The sequence below is a fragment of the Nannocystis sp. RBIL2 genome (assembly GCF_026626745.1).
Lineage (GTDB): Bacteria > Myxococcota_A > Polyangia > Nannocystales > Nannocystaceae > Nannocystis.
In genome coordinates this window covers 2861405-2877418 of sequence record NZ_JAPNJW010000002.1, presented here as the reverse complement: position 1 = coordinate 2877418, position 16014 = coordinate 2861405, and the positions used below count along the sequence as shown (strand labels likewise).

The following is a 16014-nucleotide window of genomic DNA, read 5'->3' as shown; positions in this document are numbered from 1 at the left end:
GACTAGCGGCTCCAGAAGCGGAAGGCGAGGAGGAACACCGCCACCAGCGAGCCGACCAGGATCAGCGAGGAGACCGCCGGGAAGGCGGCGCACAGCAGGGCGCCGGCGAGCATGACCCCCGCGGCGTACCAGATCCAGCGCTCGATGGCGATCCCCGCCATGGTGGCGATGGCGCCGAGCATCAGGAGGTCGTTGACCATGGTGGTCGCCACCGGCGTGGCGAGCACGACCGCGGCCGTCCGGTGGACCAGCATCGCCAGCGAGGAGACGACCAGCCAGGCCATGACGCGCCGGTTGATCGTGTTCTTGAAGAAGGAGCCGCGGAACGCGAAGATGAGGCCGAACAGGACCACGTTGATGACGGCGCCGGCGATCGCGTTGCTGGCCGCGGAGGGCAGGAGGCTGCCCTCGGGGCTGTACATGATCAGGACGACCGTGATCGCCAGGATGCTGGCGGGGATGATCATCGACAGCATGACGCGCTGCGGGCGAGCGACCGAGAGGTCGAACTCGGGGTCGCGGGCGCGGCCGGAGCCGCGGTTCAGCGCGTCGAGCAGCTCGGCCATGCTGGCGAAGCGGTACTCGGGGTCGCGGTCGAGGGCGCGGACGATGGCGGCGTGGACGCCCGCGGGCACCGGCGAGTCGGCGGGCGGCGGGCGGATCTTGCCGTCGCTGACGTTGATCACCAGCTCGAGCAGGCTGCCGCCGGCGAACGGGTGGTGGCCGTAGAGCGCGGTGTAGAGGGTGACCGCGTAGCTGAATTGATCGGTGCGGTCGTCGGGCTGGCGGCCGGCGTGCTGCTCGGCCGCCATGTACGCGGGCGTACCGGCGACCCGCCCGCCGTGGGTGCGGTTCGGGTCGGGCAGCGGCACGCCTTCGTCCGGCTCGGAGGTGTGGCGGTGCTCCGGCTCGCCGCCGACGGCCCCGACGGCGCCGCCGGTCAGGCTGGCGCGGCCGCTCGCCCCGGGATCTGCCGCTGCGGCGTCGCGTCGCAGGCCCGACGCGCTGAGGCCCGGCTCCGACCGCGGGGCCGCGCGCGCGAGGCCGAAGTCCATGACCCGCGCGTGCTCGTGCTCGTCGATGAGGATGTTGTCGGGCTTGAAGTCGCCGTGGACGATGTCGGCCTGGTGTGCGGCCGACAGACCACGGCCTGCCTGCACCATCACGTCGAGGACCTGCTGCCAGGTGCGCGGCTGGGCCTTGAGCCAGCTGCCGAGCGTGCGGCCCTGCACGAACTCCATGGCGAGGTAGACCTGCTGCTCCCAGCGGCCGACCTCGTAGACCTGAACGACGTTGGGGTGGGAGAGGCGGGCCATCGCCCGCGCCTCTCGTTGCATGCGGGCCTGGTTGGCCGGGCTGTTGTCGCGGCCGGGGCGGATGAGCTTGAGGGCGACGCGACGGTCGAGCTCCTCGTCGTAGGCCGAGTAGACGACGCCCATGCCGCCCTCGCCGAGCTGGCGCAGGACGGCGTACTTGCCGATCCGCGCCGACTCGCCGAGGTAGCCGGGCCGCCGCGTCGGCTCCGACAGCTCGTCCTCGGCGTCGGTGTCGGGGCCGTGCGACGAGTCCGGCAGCGCCGACATGTTGGCCAGCGTGTCGACCGTGACTTCCTCGGCCGAGCTGCCGGGGAACGCGGCCGCGTAGCTGTCGCGCCAGTCGCCGGGCTCGGACTTTGTCCCGGAGGCGAGGGGGCCGCGCTTGTTGTCGCCGTGGTCTCGCGTCATGTCCGTCGCCCGAGCCCGACGCCTCGGCGTGCTCGCCGAGACTACCGCAGCGCGGCGCCGGGCGGCGCGAGATCGTCCCGCGGTCGCAAGAGAAAACCCCCGGTGCCCACGCGAAGGCGTCCGCCGGACACGGCGCCGGTTTCGCCGCCGGGACCGGAGGTTTCCGACGTCACCGGCTTTTAGGAAACGATGTACTTCCAGAGGCGCCCGCGCTATGCCCCACGGGCAAAGGGAGCCCCCCCGACGATGAAGCGAGCGCTGGCTCAAGGTGTCCTGATCGTCATCGTCATCGTCGTCGCGTTCGTGATGATGGGCGTCATCCGCGGCATGAAGCCCGAGGTCAAGGCGGTGGCCAGCGAGCGCCGCTCGGTGCCGGTGGTCGTGCGACGGGCGCAGCCCGGGGCCCATCCGGTGACCGTCCGCGGCCTCGGCGAGGTCAAGCCGGTCCACCAGTTGCGCGTCACCTCCGAGGTCAACGGCCGCGTCGTCGAGCGCAGCGACGGCCTCGCGCCGGGCGGCCTGCTCCACCGCGGCGACCCGCTGATCCGCATCGACGCCCGCGACGTGTCGGCCCAGGTCGCGTCGCAGCGGGCCGCGCTCGAGCAGGCCTCGGTCGCCCTCGCCGACGAGCGCGGGCGCAAGTCGGTCGCCGAATACGAGTGGCAGGGCCGCTCCGACGCGCTGGCCGATCACGCGCGCGAGTTCGCGCTGCGAGACGTCCACGTGCGCAGCGCCCAGGCCAACGTCGAAGCCGCCCGCGAGCAGTTCGGCCGGGCCAGGCGTGACCTCGGGCGGACGATGGTCCGCGCGCCGTTCGACGCGATGGTGACCGACGCGACCGTCGAGCTCGGACAGGTGGTCACGACGCAGACCCAGCTCGCCACTCTGGTGGCGATCGATCGCTACTGGGTCGAGATCGCGGTGCCGGTGTCCCAGCTCGTGCACCTGGAGATCCCCGGCGTCAACAGCACGGGCCTGCGCGGCTCGCCGGCCAGGGTCATCCACGACGCCGGCGCCGGCGTGATCATCGAGCGCGAGGGCTACGTCGAGCGCCTGCTCGGCCAGGTCGACGCCCGCGGCCGCATGGCCCGGCTGCTGGTGGCGGTGCCCGATCCCCTCGGGACAGGTCTCTACGGACAGGTCCCAAAGGTCAGCGACGCTCCGGCCGCGGCCGTGCCGGCGCCGCGGCTGCCGCTGCTGCTCGGCAGCTCGGTGCGGGTCGAGCTCGCCGGCCAGCCGCTGGCCGACACCACCGAGGTCCCGCGGGTGGCGCTGGTCGACGACGACAAGGTGTGGCTGGTGGTCGACGGCAAGCTGACGCTGCGCGCGATCGAGGTGGTGTGGCGCTCGGCGACCACGGTGCTGGCGCGCGGCCTCGCGGCCGGCGAGGCGGTCGTGACCACGCCGCTGGCGACCCCGACCGAGGGCATGCAAGTGACGATCGAGGGCGACTCGCCGGAGCTGATCGCGGCGAACCAACCCCCCGCGAAGAAGCTCTAGACCCGAGACACTGCGGACGCAGCGAGGAGCGCCATGGACTCGAATTCGTCAGGTTCGTCCGGCATGGTCGCAGGCACCGGTCCGATCGCGTGGATGGCGAAGAACCCGGTCGCCGCCAACCTTCTGATGATCCTCCTGCTGGTCGGCGGCCTCTTGATGGCCGGCCGCGTCAAGCAGGAGGTGTTCCCCGAGACCGAGCTCGACATGGTCTCGATCAGCGTGCCGTACCCCGGCGCGAGCCCGGCCGAGGTCGAGCAGGGCATCGTCCTCGCGGTCGAAGAGGCGGTCCGCGGCATCGACGGGGTCAAGCGCGTGGTCGCGGTCGCGTCGGAGGGCTCGGCCCGCATCAACGCCGAGCTGACGATCGACGCCGACGACGAGAAGGTGCTGGCCGACGTGAAGAGCGCGGTCGACCGCATCACGTCGCTGCCGAAGGACGCCGAGCGCCCGGTCGTCAGCCTGGTCACGAACCGCTCCGAGGTGATCTCGATGGTGGTCTACGGCGAGCAGGACCTGCGGGTGCTGCGCCGGATCGCCGAGCAGGCCCGCGACGCGTATCTCTCCGATCCGCGGATCACCCAGGCCGACCTCGCCGGCGCGCCGAAGAAAGAGATCTCGATCGAAGTCCCGCGCGAGCAGCTGCGGGTGCACAACCTGACGCTCGAGCAGATCGCCCAGAAGGTCAGCCAGACGTCGCTGCAGCTGCCCGGCGGCGGGGTCAAGACGGCCACCGGCGAGGTCCTGGTCCGCACCGACGAGCGCCGCGAGGACGAGCGCGGCTTCTCCGAGATCCCGGTGGTCACCGGCACCGCCGGCACCGAGGTCCGCCTCGGCGACATCGCCCGCGTGCGCGAGACGTTCGCCGAGACCGACGAGTCGGCCAGCTTCGCCGGCATGTCGGCGGTGATGATCCGCGTGTACCGGATCGGCTCGCAGAAGCCGCTCGAGGTCGCGGAGGCGGTGCGCGAGCTGACCGGCAAGTTCACGGCGCAGCTGCCCGAGGGCGTGAAGATCGCCCAGTGGCAGGACATGTCCGAGATCTACGCCCAGCGCATGGACCTGCTGATGCGCAACGCGCAGAGCGGGCTCATCCTGGTGATCCTGTGCCTCAGCCTGTTCCTCGAGATCCGCGTGGCGCTGTGGGTCGCGTGGGGCATCCCGACGTCGTTCCTCGGCGCGCTGTTCCTGATGCCGCTGCTCGGGGTGTCGGTGAACATGATCTCGCTGTTCGCGTTCATCGTCGTGCTCGGCATGGTGGTCGACGACGCGATCGTCATCGGCGAGAACATCTTCGAGCGGGCCCAGCGCGGCGAGACGTACATCGAGGCGGCGATCGGCGGCACGCGCGAGGTCGGCATCCCGGTGGTGTTCTCGGTGCTCACCACGGTCGCCGCGTTCACGCCGCTTTTCTTCCTGCCCGGGTTCATGGGCAAGTTCATGAACGTGATCCCGATCATCGTGATCACGGTCCTGATCTTCTCGCTGGTCGAGTCGCTGTTCATCTTGCCGGCCCACCTCGGCCACCTCACCAAGCCCGAGGGCGGCATCTACGGCGCGATCTTCAAGTTTCAGCAGCGCTTCGTGGTCGCCCTCGACCGCTTCATCGAGAAGGTCTACGCGCCGCTCGCCCGCGCCGCGCTGCGGTTCCGCTACTTCACGTTGACGCTCGGCTTCGCCACGCTGGTGCTGACGCTGACCTACGTCGCGTCGGGCCTGATCGGGTTCCGCTTCCTGCCTGGCATCGAGGGCGACGTCGTCACCGCGGCGGTCGAGCTGCCCTACGGCTCGTCGGTCGAGCAGACCCGCCGCGTGCAGGAGCGGCTGGTCCGCACCGCCCAGGAGGTGGTGAAGGAGTACGGCGGCGACCCGGTGCTGCGCGGGGTGTTCGCCCAGGTCGGCTCGCGCGGGCCGGTGATGGGCCCCGGCGGCTCGAGCGGCGCGTCGGGCGGGCACGTCGCCAACGTGCGCGTGTTCTTCGTGCCCAGCGACCTGCGCGACTTCAAGACGGGTGACTTCGCGGCCGAGTGGCGGAGGCGCGTCGGGCCGGTGCCCGAGGCCAAGACGATCAACTTCAGCGCCAACATGGGCCCGAGCGCCGGCAAGCCGGTCGACATCGAGCTCAGCCACGCCGACGAGGACGTGCTCGAGCGGGCCGCCGAAGAGGTCACGACGGTGCTGCGCGGCTACGCGGGCGTGCACGACGTCGAGAACGGGGTCGCGCTCGGCAAGCCGCAGCTCGACCTGACGCTGACCGCCGAGGCGCGCACTCTCGGGCTCACGTCGACGGACATCGCCCGCCAGGTCCGCGGGGCGTTCTTCGGCGCCGAGGCGCTGCGTCAGCAGGACGGCCGCGACGAGGTGCGGGTGATCGCCCGCCTGCCGCTCGACGAGCGGCGCAGCGAGCACGACATCGAGGAGCTGCTGATCCGCACGCCGCAGGGCGGCGAGGTGCCGCTCCACGAGGCGGCCGTGATCGAGCGCGGCCGCAGCTGGCCGTCGATCGAGCGCGCCGACGGCAAGCGCATCGTCCACGTCACCGCCGAGCTGCGCGAGGGCGAGGCCACGCCGGGCATGGTCAACGGCAAGCTGAAGAGCGAGCTGCTCGACCAGCTGCCGCAGAAGTACCCCGGGCTGTCGTGGCAGATGGGCGGCGAGAACCGCGAGCAGGCCGAGTCGTTCGGCAGCCTGAAGACCGGCGCGCTGATGGCCCTGCTGGCGATCTACGCCCTGCTGGCGATCCCGTTCCGCAGCTACGTGCAGCCGCTCATCGTCATGGCGGCGATCCCGTTCGGCCTGGTCGGGGCGATCGGCGGCCACGTCCTGCTCGGCTACGAGCTGAGCATGATGAGCATGATGGGCATGGTGGCGCTGTCCGGCGTGGTCGTGAACGACTCGCTGGTGCTCATCGACGCGACCAACGAGTTCCGCCGCACCCGCAACCTCAGCCACTTCGAAGCGGTCATCTCCGCCGGCGTGCGCCGGTTCCGGCCGATCTTGCTGACGTCGGTGACGACCTTCTTCGGCCTCATGCCGATGATCCTCGAGCCGTCGGTGCAGGCCCGCTTCCTCATCCCGATGGCCATCAGCCTCGGCTTCGGCGTGATGTTCGCGACCGGGATCACTCTGGTCCTGGTGCCCGCGCTGTACCTCGCGGTCGAGGACCTGCGCGCGGGCATCGGCGCGTGGTGGGACCTGGTGAAGGGCAAGAAGCCGCCGCCGCCGCGCGGGCCCGAGTCGCTCGAGAACTACCCGCTCGACGTGTGAATCAGCGGCGGTTCGCCGAGGCGGGGCGGGTCAGCAGCTGCGCCGCCGCCTCGGGCGTGACCGGGTCGCGGCCTGCGAGGACCGCCTCGACGTCGCGCAGGCGGTCCTGGCCCCACACGAGCTCGCCGCGGACGAGGAAGCTCGGCACGCCGAATACGCCGAGCGCGATCGCCTGCTCGGTCGCGGCGACGAGGCCGGCCTTGATGTCCGGATCGCCGGCGCGAGCGACGAGGGCGGCGCCAGGCAGGCCGGCGCGGCCCAAGGCGGCGACGAGGACTGCCGGATCTCCGAGCTCCGCGCCCTCGCCCCAGCCGGCGCGGGCGATCGCGGTGGTGGCCGCGGCCCGCTGCTCCGGCGCGGCGGCGAGGATGGCCCGCTGCGCGGTGAGTGGATTGAACGGGTGCGAGGCGGGCCCGCGGAGCGGCACGCCCTGCTCGGCGGCGCGGCGCAGGATGTCCTTGAACATGAACACGCGCTTGCTCGGGATCTCGGCCGGACCGAGCTGGCCCCAATGCTTGAGCAGGCCGGCGAACAGGACCGGTCGATGGACGATCACGACGTCCGGATGACGCGCGCGCAGCCCGGGCAGCATGGCGTCGGCGAGGTACACGTAGGGCGAGATGACGTCGAAGAAGAACTCGATCGTGTCGGCCATGCAGCGAGGTTAGCAATTGCGAATGCGGTGGGGAGCCCCCGCGCGCAGCGAATGCGGACGCTCCGGCGAGGCCGCGAACGCGGCTGCGCGGGCCCGCGGGCCTTCAGGCGCTGCGCGCGGGGTGGCAGTCGGCGAAGAGGCGAGTGTGTCTCCTTCGTTTTCTTCGCGGCCGCGCCGTGCGGCTGCGTCGACTACGAAGTCGAGTACAGCTATTCGGGCGGCCGAACTCGTCGCACCGAGGCGGCCCTGAGGCCCACGAATGACGTGTGGGCCGGGGGCTCGCACGAACGCGCTCGTGGGCGCGGTGCCGCTGTGATAATCGAGAGAGCATGCGGATCTCTCCCTTCGTCCTTCTCTCTGCGCTGACGGCCGCGGCGTGCAACGCCGACCCCTTGCCGAGCGTCACCGACGGGGCCAGCGAAACCGGCACCGAGACCGGCACCGGCACCGACACCGACACGTCGACGACGGCGACGCCGACCACGACCCAGAGCGACAACCTGTGCGTGCCGGGGTCGAGCGCCGGGTGTACGTGCCCGAACGGCAACATGGGCTCGCAGGAGTGCAACGCCGACGGCAAGAGCTACGGGCAGTGCGAGTGCGAGGGCGGCGGCTCGAACTCCAACAGCGACGGGACGCTGGAGCCGACCTCGACGAGCACGGACGGGGTGACGACGACGACGACGACGGAGGGGACGACGACGGAGGGGACGGCGACGGAGGGGACGAGCACGAGCAGCACGGAGACCGGCGAGGACACGACCACCGAGGGGGCGACGTGCGACGATCCGGGGCCGGAGCCGAACGGCAGCGAGGCCAACGCGATCGACCTCGGCGATCAGGGCTGCGGGGCGATGGCGGAGACGGTCGAGGGCGTGCTCGACGGCGAAGACGACATCGACTGGTTCTCGTACCACGGGGTGTGGAACGGGCTCTGCATCGTCGGCCCGAACACGCGCCACACGCTGACCGCCAGCGACGACGTGCGCCTGTGCGTGTTCACCGACTGCGACCAGGGCACCGCCGACTTCAACTGCCCGAACGGCACCACCGAGACCGACTCGCCGAGCGGCGGCCACCCGGGCTGCTGCGGCGAGGGCGTCATGAACCTCAACTTCAACTTCGGCTGCGGGCTCCTCAACCCCAACAACGCGCGACTGTTCATCCGCGTCGACCAGGCGCTGGCCGACGCGTGCGTCGAGTACTCGGTCAACTACGACTACGACACATGAGAAGACCCGCCTGCGCGCGGCGCAGGCGGGCCTCTGACGGCGAGCGCCGCCCGGATCAGTTGCTGATCCGGATGGCGTCGGCGATGACGACGAAGTTACCGGTGGTCCAGCGCGACACCGCGACCTTGTTCCAGCCGGCGGTGAAGTTGAAGGTGCCGACGGCGACCCACTGCTTGCCGCCCGCCTGCTGGTTGACCTTCACGGTGCCGAGGTTCTTGCCCTGAGCGTCGAAGGCGACGACCGGAGCGTCCGGGGCGCGGTTGGCCCCGGCCGTGTACCAGATCTCGACCTTCTTGCTGCCGGCCTTGTTGAGGAAGAACGAGAACTCGGCGGCGTCGCTGATCGGCGAGACCGAGGCGAACAGGTAGTTGCTGCCGTAGAAGCCGGGCGTGGAGGCGGTGGCGGCCCAGTTGGCCGAGGCGTTGAACTTGGCGAGCGCGGCGTTGTTGTTGCCGTTGGCGCTGTCGATGATGATCTCGGCCGGGTCGGTGCCCTGCGGCGGCGGATCCATCGGGTCCGGCTCGGGATCGGGCTCGGGATCCGGCATCGGGTCGGGCACCGGGTCGTTCGGATCCGGCTCCACCGGGGGCGGGTCCGCGGGCTGGCCGCCGCACGCGGCGGTGATCTTGTTGAAGTAGGTCGCCCACGGCCAGTTCGGGCCGGGGTCGATGCGGTTGTTGGGCTGCAGCTGGCCGTGCGCGACGATGTGGTACTTGTCGATCGGGACGCCCTGGCGCTTGGTGATGTTGCAGACCAGCTTGGCCGACTGCTCGATCAGGTTGGCGTTCCAGTTGGCCTGCTTGGCGAAGCCGGCGTGCTCGATGCCGACGGTGAAGTGGTTGCTGCTGACGCCCTCGAGCTGCGGCTCCTGGCCGCCGTTGAGGCTCTTCTTGTAGGCCGCGGCGATGTGGAAGGCCCGCTTGTCCTCCTTGACGAGCTGGGAGATCTCCGAGCCGTCCTCCTTGACCACGTAGTGGGCGCTGACCTTGGACTGCGAGTTGACCAGCCAGCCCCAGCAGCCCGAGTAGGCGCCCTCGCACGAGTGGATGATGACCATCCGCACCTTGCCGGTGCTGTTGGCGGCGCGGCTGCCGTAGTTCGAGGACGGCGAGGCGCGGAAGATCGCGCCCGGGTAGTCGGGGTTGGTGGCGAGCACCGGGCCGCCCGTGCCGTCGTAGTTGGGCTCGACGGTCGGCTCGGGCTGGATCTCCGAGATCACGTTGCCGTCGTTGTCGGTGACGACGAGGCCGTTCTTGATGACGCCGTAGACGTCGTAGTGGATGTAGGCGATCGAGGCGGCCTTGTCACCGATGTCGGCCATGGCGGCGATCGACGGGGCCCACGCGCCGAGGTCGTCGCGGTCGATGCCCTCGGCGTCGGCCATGTCCCGAAGGACAGCTGCTGCGGCGCGGATGTTGGTCTCGCGGTCGGCCTTGATGTCCTCGACCTCGACGCCGAGCAGCTTGGCCGCGCGCTCGAGGTTGACGCCGCGCAGCGCCATGGTGCCGAAGGCGGCGTCGCGGCCCTCGAACTCGACCTGGCCCTCGACCATCTCCCAGCGCGACTCGACGAAGCCGACGGCCTTGAGGAGCGAGACCGGGACGCCGAACTCTTCGGACGCGCGGATGAATTCACCGTCGATGCCCTCGAGGTACTCGCCCGGGTCGGCCTCCGGCGGGTCGACGGGATCGGGCACGTCGATGCCCTGATTGCCGGTCTCGTCCCCGAAGCGCCCGCCGTCGTCGCCTTCACAGGCGACCGCGAGCAGGGGAAGTATCATGAGGGTGCGTGTACAGACGGTCCGCAGCATCATCGCCGCTATAGGCCAATGTCTCCGCAAGAACAAGAGGGTGGCGAAGCCCTGACGACCCCGCAATGCGCGGGGGCCGTAGTCCACGTCACACTTCCTTCACCGGCCTTCGTCGACTTTCACCGTCGCCGGACTTCGCGGATGGATCACGAATGCAGATGCCCGCAGGACGTTCGCAAGCGCGGGCCGGCTAGCGCTGTTTTGTCGGTTTCGGCCACGCTCGCACGCGCAGCTCCACGCCGAGGCTCACCTCGACGCCGCCCAAAGTGAAGATTCGCGGTTCGCCGAAGCGGACGCGTACGGCGTTGCCGGTCGGGGTCGCGCTGGCAGCCACCTCGGCGAACGCACCCAGGTCGAGGCGACGCGTGACGGCGTAGGTCGGGGCGATACGGATGTGCCCGCCGAGGAGCGGCGCCGGATCGGTCGATGCACCGAACTCGACGCGACGACCTGCGCGAGTCACGAACCACGGCTCGACCGAGAGGTTCGCGGTCGCGCGCAGCTCGAACCGGCCGCGAGTCAGCCACGCACCCGCCCCGAGGCTGAGGCGCACGCGCGCGAGCCCGAAGCGCTCTTCACGATTTTCCGGACCCATGCCGGCAGCCGTGTGGCCAGCCGCGCGCACCCCGGCGGTGGCCAGCCAGACCCGCGAACCGCGGAGATCGACGCGGACCTCGCCGCCGCCCCCCCGCACGCCGGGGTCGGGCCGTAAGCCGAACAGCGGGCCGCCGGCGAGCGCGAGGCTGAGGATCGGGCGCCTGTCTTCGAGGACAGGTGATGGCGGAGCGCCGGGCGGCGGCTCGACGAGGTCGTCGGTCGCTGGGGGGGATGACATGTCCTTCGGGACAGGAGCGATCGGGATCGGGGCGGGCTGCGGGACGACGGGATCGTCGGCGGGCGGCGGGACGGACGGGTCGGCGGTCGGCTCGGCAGTCTCCGGGGACATGTCCTCGGCGACCTGTCCCGAAGGCGCTGCGGCAAGAGCCGGGCTGGCGGCCCGCTCGGGCAGCGGGGCGAGGGCGTCGTCGGCGATGGCGGCCAACATCGAGGCGCACAGGCGGGCGGCGTCCCGCGGACCGCCGCGGGGGCCGCGACGGACGAACACGCGGCCGTCGCGGAGGATGACCGTGACGGCCAGCTCGCCGGCCTGGAGCTCGACGTCGACGAAGGTATGATCGGGGTCGACGCTGGCGACGTCGCGCAGCAAGACGACGTCGGCGCCGCCGGAGCGCGGTCGCAAGGCGTCGGCGAGGGCCCGCTCGTCGAGGCCGCGCGCGCGCACGACGAGCGTGGGGGCGCGCGCAGCCGCGGCCGGCGGCGCCGAGGTGGCCGCCGGAGGAGCGGGAGCGGCGAGGAGCGCCGCGAGGAGGAGCGCCGCCTGCGTCATGCGAGGGCGGCGGATGTTAGCAGCGCGGCGCGGTCACAGGCACAGGCCCATGATGCACGCCTGGGCGGGGGCGCAGTCGGCGTCGGTGTTGCACGGCGCGGGCCCGCAGTCCGGGTCCTGCGGGGCGTTGGGATCGCAGACGTTGTCGGGGCAGGAGTCGCCGTCGCACACGCACACTCCGTTTTCGCACAGGCTGCCGGGGCCGCAGTCGGCGTCGCTGGTGCAGACGAAGCCGCAGTCGGGGTCGAACGGGAGCATGGGGTTGCAGAAGCCGTCGAGGCACATCGGGTCGACGTTCGGATCGCACTGGTTGCAGTCCGGATCGGCCGGGTTCATCGGATCGCACGCGCCGTCGGGGCAGTCGGGATCGCCAGGCTGGCAGCCGTTGCAGAGCGGGTCGTAGGGGTCGGTGCAGGAGCAGAAGCCGTCCGTGCACACCTGCCCCATGAGGCAGTCGGCGTCGGTGTAGCAGGTCCAGAAGCAGTCCGGATCCATCGGATTCATCGGATCGCACCAGTTGTCGGGGCAATTGGGGTCGCCGGGCGGGCAGTTGCCGCAGTCGGGATCGCCGGGGACGTTGGGGTCGCACATGCCGTCGGGGCAGCCGGGATCGGAGGGGTCGTCGCACTGGTTCTGGCAGTCCGGATCCTCGAGGTTCATCGGGTTGCACAGGCCGTCCCCGCAGTCGAGGTCGCCCATGACGTCGATGTCGCACCAGCCGTCGCCGCTGCCGTTGCAGTTCGGACCCATCGGATCGGTGCACTGGCAGGCGCCGTTGATGCAAGCCTGTCCTTCGGGGCAGTCGGCGTCGGCGTTGCACTGGTTCTGGCAGTCGGGATCCGCGGGGTCCATGGGATTGCAGACACCGTCGCTGCACCCGGGGAGGTTCGGGTCGCAGCTCTGGCAGTCCGGATCCTCGGGGTTCATCGGGTTGCACTGACCGTCGTTGCAGTCGGGGTCGCCCATGATCTTGTCGTCGCACCAGCCGTCGCCGCCGCCGTTCGGACAATCGGGGTCGCCGGGGTTCATCGGGTCGCAGACGTTGTCAGGGCAATCGGGGCTGTCATCGGGGCAGGGGGGCTGGCAGTCCGGATCGCCAGGCTCCATGGAGCAGACGCCGTCGCCGGGCGGGGCCCAGCAGTCGGGGTCGTTGTCGGCGTTGTTCGGGTCGCACTCGCCGTCCCAACAATCGGGGTCCATGGCCTGATTGGGATCGCAGACGGGCTGGTCGCCGCCGGTGTCCTCGTCGAGGCCGGCAGTGTCGCCGCCCTTGATGTCGAATTGGCAGGCGAGGCCGACGAGCAGGGTGAGCGAGAAAACGGACGATGGAAGGCGCAAGAAGGTACGCATGGGACTTCTCCAAGTTTCTTTTTTCGAGAGGCGGACGCCTCACAGGGTCCGCAGACGAATTTCTAAGAAAGGGGAACTCTCAACAGTCGGGGTCGGAGGGGTTCATCGGGTCGCATTCGCCGTCGGTGCAATCGGGATCGAGCGGGTTCATGGGATCGCAGACGCCGTCCATGCAGTCGGGATCGCCGGGGGTGTTGGGATCGCACATGCCGTCGCTGGCGCAGACGCCGTTCACGCACAGCTGGCCCATCGCGCAGTCGGCGTCGGAGTTGCACTGGCAGTCCGGGTCGCTGGGATCCATCGGGTTGCAGACGTTGTCGTTGCAATCGGGGTCGCCCATGCCGTCGCACACCCCGTCCATGCAGTCGAGGTCGGTGGGGTCCAGCATGAGGTTGCAGATGCCGTCGTCGCAGTCGAGGTCGTCGAGGTCGACGATGTCGCAGATGTCGTCGTCGCAGTCGCCGTCGCCCATGTTCTGCGGGTTGCAATCGCCGTCGTGACAGTCGGGATCCATGGGGTTGTCGGCGGGGCACCAGCCGTCGTCACAGTCGAGGTCGAGCGGATCGCCGAAGTTGCACAGATCGTCGTCGCAGTCGGGGTCGAGCGGGTCGTCCGGATCGCAGGCGCCGTCCGGTCCGGGGCCGCAGCCGGGAATGGCGCAGGTGGTGCTGTCGTCGGTGCTGGCGGAGGTGGTGCTGTCTTCCGTGCCAGTGGTGGTGAGCGGGAGGTCGGAGGTGGTGGTCGGCTCGCCCGTGGTCTGCGGATCGACGGTGGTGGCAGACGAGGTGGTGAGCGGATCGCCGCCGGCGCTCTCGAGCTCGAGCACGTAGGTGTCGATGCCGCAGGCGAAGAGCAGCGGGAGCCACGGCAAGAGGCGAGGACAGGGGAGGTTCATGGGACAGTGGCCTCGTCGGCCTCGCGCCGGTAAGCGCCGCCCGGGAAACGCTCGCTGTAGGCCCGCCAGCAGTCGGGGCGCGCGTCGGCGTCGGCGAGCCGACAGACGCCAGCGCTGGCCTCGTCGGCGAACCGACCGCGCGGAAATTTTTTGAGATAGGTCTGCAGGAGTTCGCGGTGATTGGCGTCGTCGCCGCGGCGCCGGGCGAGCAGCCAGCGGTCGGCGAAGGCGTGCTCGACCGCGGCTCGCCGGCCCCCGATGGCGATCATCTGGCGGTAGCGCGCGTCGGCCTCGTCGAGCGCGCCGGCCAGCAGCAAGGCCTCGGCCTCGTCGTCGAGGCGCGCGAGCTCTTCCGCCAGCGAGTCGCCGGGAGGCTTGCGAGTCGATGGGACAGGCGAAGCGGAGGAGTGCTTGCTGGTCGAAGGAACAGGTGAAGCAGGGACGGGCGACTCGGGAGCGGGGAAGGATTGCTCAGGGGAGCGACCGCTGACGGCGGGTCGCGCGGGTGCTGCCTCGGCCGGGCTCGAGTCGGCGCCGGCGGAGGGGCGAGCCGCGAGGTCGCCAGCCGACGATTGCTCGATGTGGCCTTCAGACAAGGTCCTCGAGGACATGTCCACATGGACATATGGCAGAGATCCGCGGGATCGGGGCTGGTGCTGCTGCGGACGGTCATTCAGGGTGTCGTCGGCCTGGGCGCCGGTGAGCGCGCCTTGGGCGGGATCGGCGAGGCGGCGCCAGGCTCCGGCGCCGGCGACGAGCAGCAGCGCGGCGGCGGCGGCGAACACGATGAGAGGCATGCGCGAGCGAGGGCGCGGGAGCGGCGGAGGCGGACGGCGCAGCTGCACGGCCACGTCGACGTCGGCGAGGGCGCGCGCGGCGACGAGGAAGGGCGCGAGGTCGGCGGCGTGTCGATCGGTGTCTGGCCGATCGGACATGTCGAAGGAGCCACGGCCGGAGGCGGCGGTGCGCGCGGGGCCGGATGCGGGCCGAGCGGGGCCGCCGGGGGGGGTATGCCCGGAAGACGCGGCCGAGCGCGGGGGAGCCCCGGCAGGTCGATCGAGCGCGGCGATGGGGGCCTGGCCGGAGGGTGCGGAGGCGATGCCTGGCCGATCGGACATGGCGGATGGGGCATGTCCGGAGGGCAGGGCCGTGCGCGCGGTCGGGGGCGGCGTGGCGGCGATGGCTGATGAACCTGGCCGATCGGGCATGGCGGATGGGGCATGTCCGGAGGGCAAGGCGGTGAGCGCGGGGGCGACGGCCGGCGGGGGTACGGTGCCGGGGGCGAGGCGGTGGGCGCGGGCGAGGACTGCGGCGAAGCTGGGCGGCGGGCGCGTGGTGGCGCGCTCGGCCTCGGCGACGGCGGCGTCGAGGAAGGGATCGAGGCGGCGCTCGTCGGTCACGGCTCACCTCCGGGGAGCCAGCCCAGACGGCGCAGCTCGGCGTGGATCTGGGCGCGCGCGCGGCAGACCCGGACGTGGAGGTTGCCGGTGGTGATGCCGAGGAGCGCGGCGGCCTCTTCGCTCGGGAGGCCCTGCAGCTCGCGCACGAGGAAGGCCTCGCGCAGCCGCTCGGGCAGCTCGGCGAGGACGGCGTAGAGGACGCGGCTGCGCTCGCGCTGGAGGTGGGCGTCGTCGGGGCCGACGCCGGCAGGCGGACAGCTGCGGCCCATGGCCTCGAGCCGGGCGTGCGCGGCGGAGGTGTTGCGTTGCCGTCGCCAGTACTTGCGCACGACGTTGAGGGCGACGCCGTGCAGCCAGCCCTGGAAGGAGCGCGCGGGGTCGAAGCGCTCGCGGCTGGCCATGGCCTGGGCGAAGGCCTCCTGCGCGAGCTCCTCGGCGACGCAGGTGTCGCCGGTGTAGTAGCGGAGCTGGCGAAAGACGGCCGGATAACAGAGCTGGTAGAGGTGGGCCCAGGCGCCGACGTCGCCCTCGCAGGCGCGCGTGACGAGCGCGGGCGTCGGGGCGGCGAAATCACCCGCGGCGGGCTCGACCGCGCGGAGGTGACTGGCCGCCAGACGGGCAGCGCGTGGGCTCGGGACGCTCATGCGAGGGCTTCATGGCGTCTTACCGCGAGCCGCGGGGGCATTACACGCGAGGTGCAGAAAACCGAGGGGCGCGCGGACGCGCGTGGGAGCGCGGTAGCGAAGGGGTCGCGCGGCTGCGATCGCGCGGGCGCTCGCGTCAGTGCGATGGAGGAT

Annotated in this window: 11 protein-coding genes; 3 read left to right on the top strand and 8 right to left on the bottom strand. The window is 71.2% G+C overall.

Annotation, left to right across the window (positions count from 1 at the left end):
• Window positions 1-2: 2 nt before the first annotated feature.
• A complete protein-coding gene (locus tag OV090_RS36595; RefSeq protein ID WP_267709358.1) occupies window positions 3-1724 on the bottom strand; it encodes a serine/threonine-protein kinase in 1722 nt (573 codons plus the stop codon).
• A 246-nt stretch (window positions 1725-1970) separates the two neighbouring features.
• Between OV090_RS36595 and OV090_RS36590 the strand changes: the two genes are divergently transcribed.
• Together OV090_RS36590 and OV090_RS36585 are read left to right on the top strand one after the other, a co-directional pair.
• Window positions 1971-3224, top strand: coding sequence for an HlyD family efflux transporter periplasmic adaptor subunit (locus OV090_RS36590; protein WP_267709357.1), 1254 nt, complete (start codon window positions 1971-1973; stop codon window positions 3222-3224).
• 33 nt (window positions 3225-3257) lie between these two features.
• Window positions 3258-6488, top strand: a complete 3231-nt coding sequence (locus OV090_RS36585; protein WP_267709356.1) for an efflux RND transporter permease subunit — start codon at window positions 3258-3260, stop codon at window positions 6486-6488.
• 1 nt (window position 6489) lies between these two features.
• On the opposite strand, the gene OV090_RS36580 is transcribed toward OV090_RS36585, so the two are convergent.
• On the bottom strand, window positions 6490-7143 hold the full coding sequence (locus tag OV090_RS36580) for a 2-hydroxychromene-2-carboxylate isomerase (protein ID WP_267709355.1): 654 nt from the start codon (window positions 7141-7143) through the stop codon (window positions 6490-6492).
• Window positions 7144-7472: 329 nt separating this feature from the next.
• Between OV090_RS36580 and OV090_RS36575 the strand changes: the two genes are divergently transcribed.
• Window positions 7473-8375, top strand: a complete 903-nt coding sequence (locus OV090_RS36575; protein WP_267709354.1) for a hypothetical protein — start codon at window positions 7473-7475, stop codon at window positions 8373-8375.
• Window positions 8376-8430: 55 nt separating this feature from the next.
• Here OV090_RS36575 and OV090_RS36570 read toward each other — a convergent pair whose 3' ends face one another.
• From OV090_RS36570 to OV090_RS36545, 6 genes are all read right to left on the bottom strand, one after another.
• Complete coding sequence (locus OV090_RS36570; RefSeq protein ID WP_267709353.1) at window positions 8431-10155, bottom strand: N-acetylmuramoyl-L-alanine amidase; 1725 nt, start codon at window positions 10153-10155, stop codon at window positions 8431-8433.
• Window positions 10156-10375: 220 nt separating this feature from the next.
• Window positions 10376-11572, bottom strand: a complete 1197-nt coding sequence (locus tag OV090_RS36565; RefSeq protein ID WP_267709352.1) for a hypothetical protein — start codon at window positions 11570-11572, stop codon at window positions 10376-10378.
• 33 nt (window positions 11573-11605) lie between these two features.
• Window positions 11606-12922, bottom strand: a complete 1317-nt coding sequence (locus tag OV090_RS36560; RefSeq protein WP_267709351.1) for a hypothetical protein — start codon at window positions 12920-12922, stop codon at window positions 11606-11608.
• A gap of 79 nt (window positions 12923-13001) precedes the next feature.
• Window positions 13002-13817, bottom strand: coding sequence for a hypothetical protein (locus OV090_RS36555; RefSeq protein ID WP_267709350.1), 816 nt, complete (start codon window positions 13815-13817; stop codon window positions 13002-13004).
• Window positions 13814-15217 (bottom strand): hypothetical protein, encoded by a 1404-nt coding sequence (locus OV090_RS36550; protein WP_267709349.1) that lies wholly within the window; start codon window positions 15215-15217, stop codon window positions 13814-13816. Before OV090_RS36550 ends, OV090_RS36555 begins: the two co-directional genes overlap by 4 nt.
• The gene (locus tag OV090_RS36545) at window positions 15214-15861 is read right to left on the bottom strand and encodes a sigma-70 family RNA polymerase sigma factor (RefSeq protein ID WP_267709348.1); all 648 of its coding nucleotides are present in this window, start codon (window positions 15859-15861) and stop codon (window positions 15214-15216) included. The genes OV090_RS36550 and OV090_RS36545 overlap by 4 nt, the downstream gene beginning before the upstream one ends.
• Between the last annotated feature and the right edge of the window lie 153 nt (window positions 15862-16014).

Bases quoted from the DNA above. Each gene is read 5' to 3' on its own strand.
- OV090_RS36580 (WP_267709355.1), bottom strand. From the start codon at position 7,143: ATGGCCGACACGATCGAGTTCTTCTTCGACGTCATCTCGCCCTACGTG.
- OV090_RS36585 (WP_267709356.1), top strand. From the start codon at position 3,258: ATGGACTCGAATTCGTCAGGTTCGTCCGGCATGGTCGCAGGCACCGGT.
- OV090_RS36560 (WP_267709351.1), bottom strand. From the start codon at position 12,922: ATGCGTACCTTCTTGCGCCTTCCATCGTCCGTTTTCTCGCTCACCCTG.
- OV090_RS36575 (WP_267709354.1), top strand. From the start codon at position 7,473: ATGCGGATCTCTCCCTTCGTCCTTCTCTCTGCGCTGACGGCCGCGGCG.
- OV090_RS36590 (WP_267709357.1), top strand. From the start codon at position 1,971: ATGAAGCGAGCGCTGGCTCAAGGTGTCCTGATCGTCATCGTCATCGTC.
- OV090_RS36565 (WP_267709352.1), bottom strand. From the start codon at position 11,572: ATGACGCAGGCGGCGCTCCTCCTCGCGGCGCTCCTCGCCGCTCCCGCT.
- OV090_RS36595 (WP_267709358.1), bottom strand. From the start codon at position 1,724: ATGACGCGAGACCACGGCGACAACAAGCGCGGCCCCCTCGCCTCCGGG.
- OV090_RS36545 (WP_267709348.1), bottom strand. From the start codon at position 15,861: ATGAGCGTCCCGAGCCCACGCGCTGCCCGTCTGGCGGCCAGTCACCTC.
- OV090_RS36570 (WP_267709353.1), bottom strand. From the start codon at position 10,155: ATGATACTTCCCCTGCTCGCGGTCGCCTGTGAAGGCGACGACGGCGGG.
- OV090_RS36555 (WP_267709350.1), bottom strand. From the start codon at position 13,817: ATGAACCTCCCCTGTCCTCGCCTCTTGCCGTGGCTCCCGCTGCTCTTC.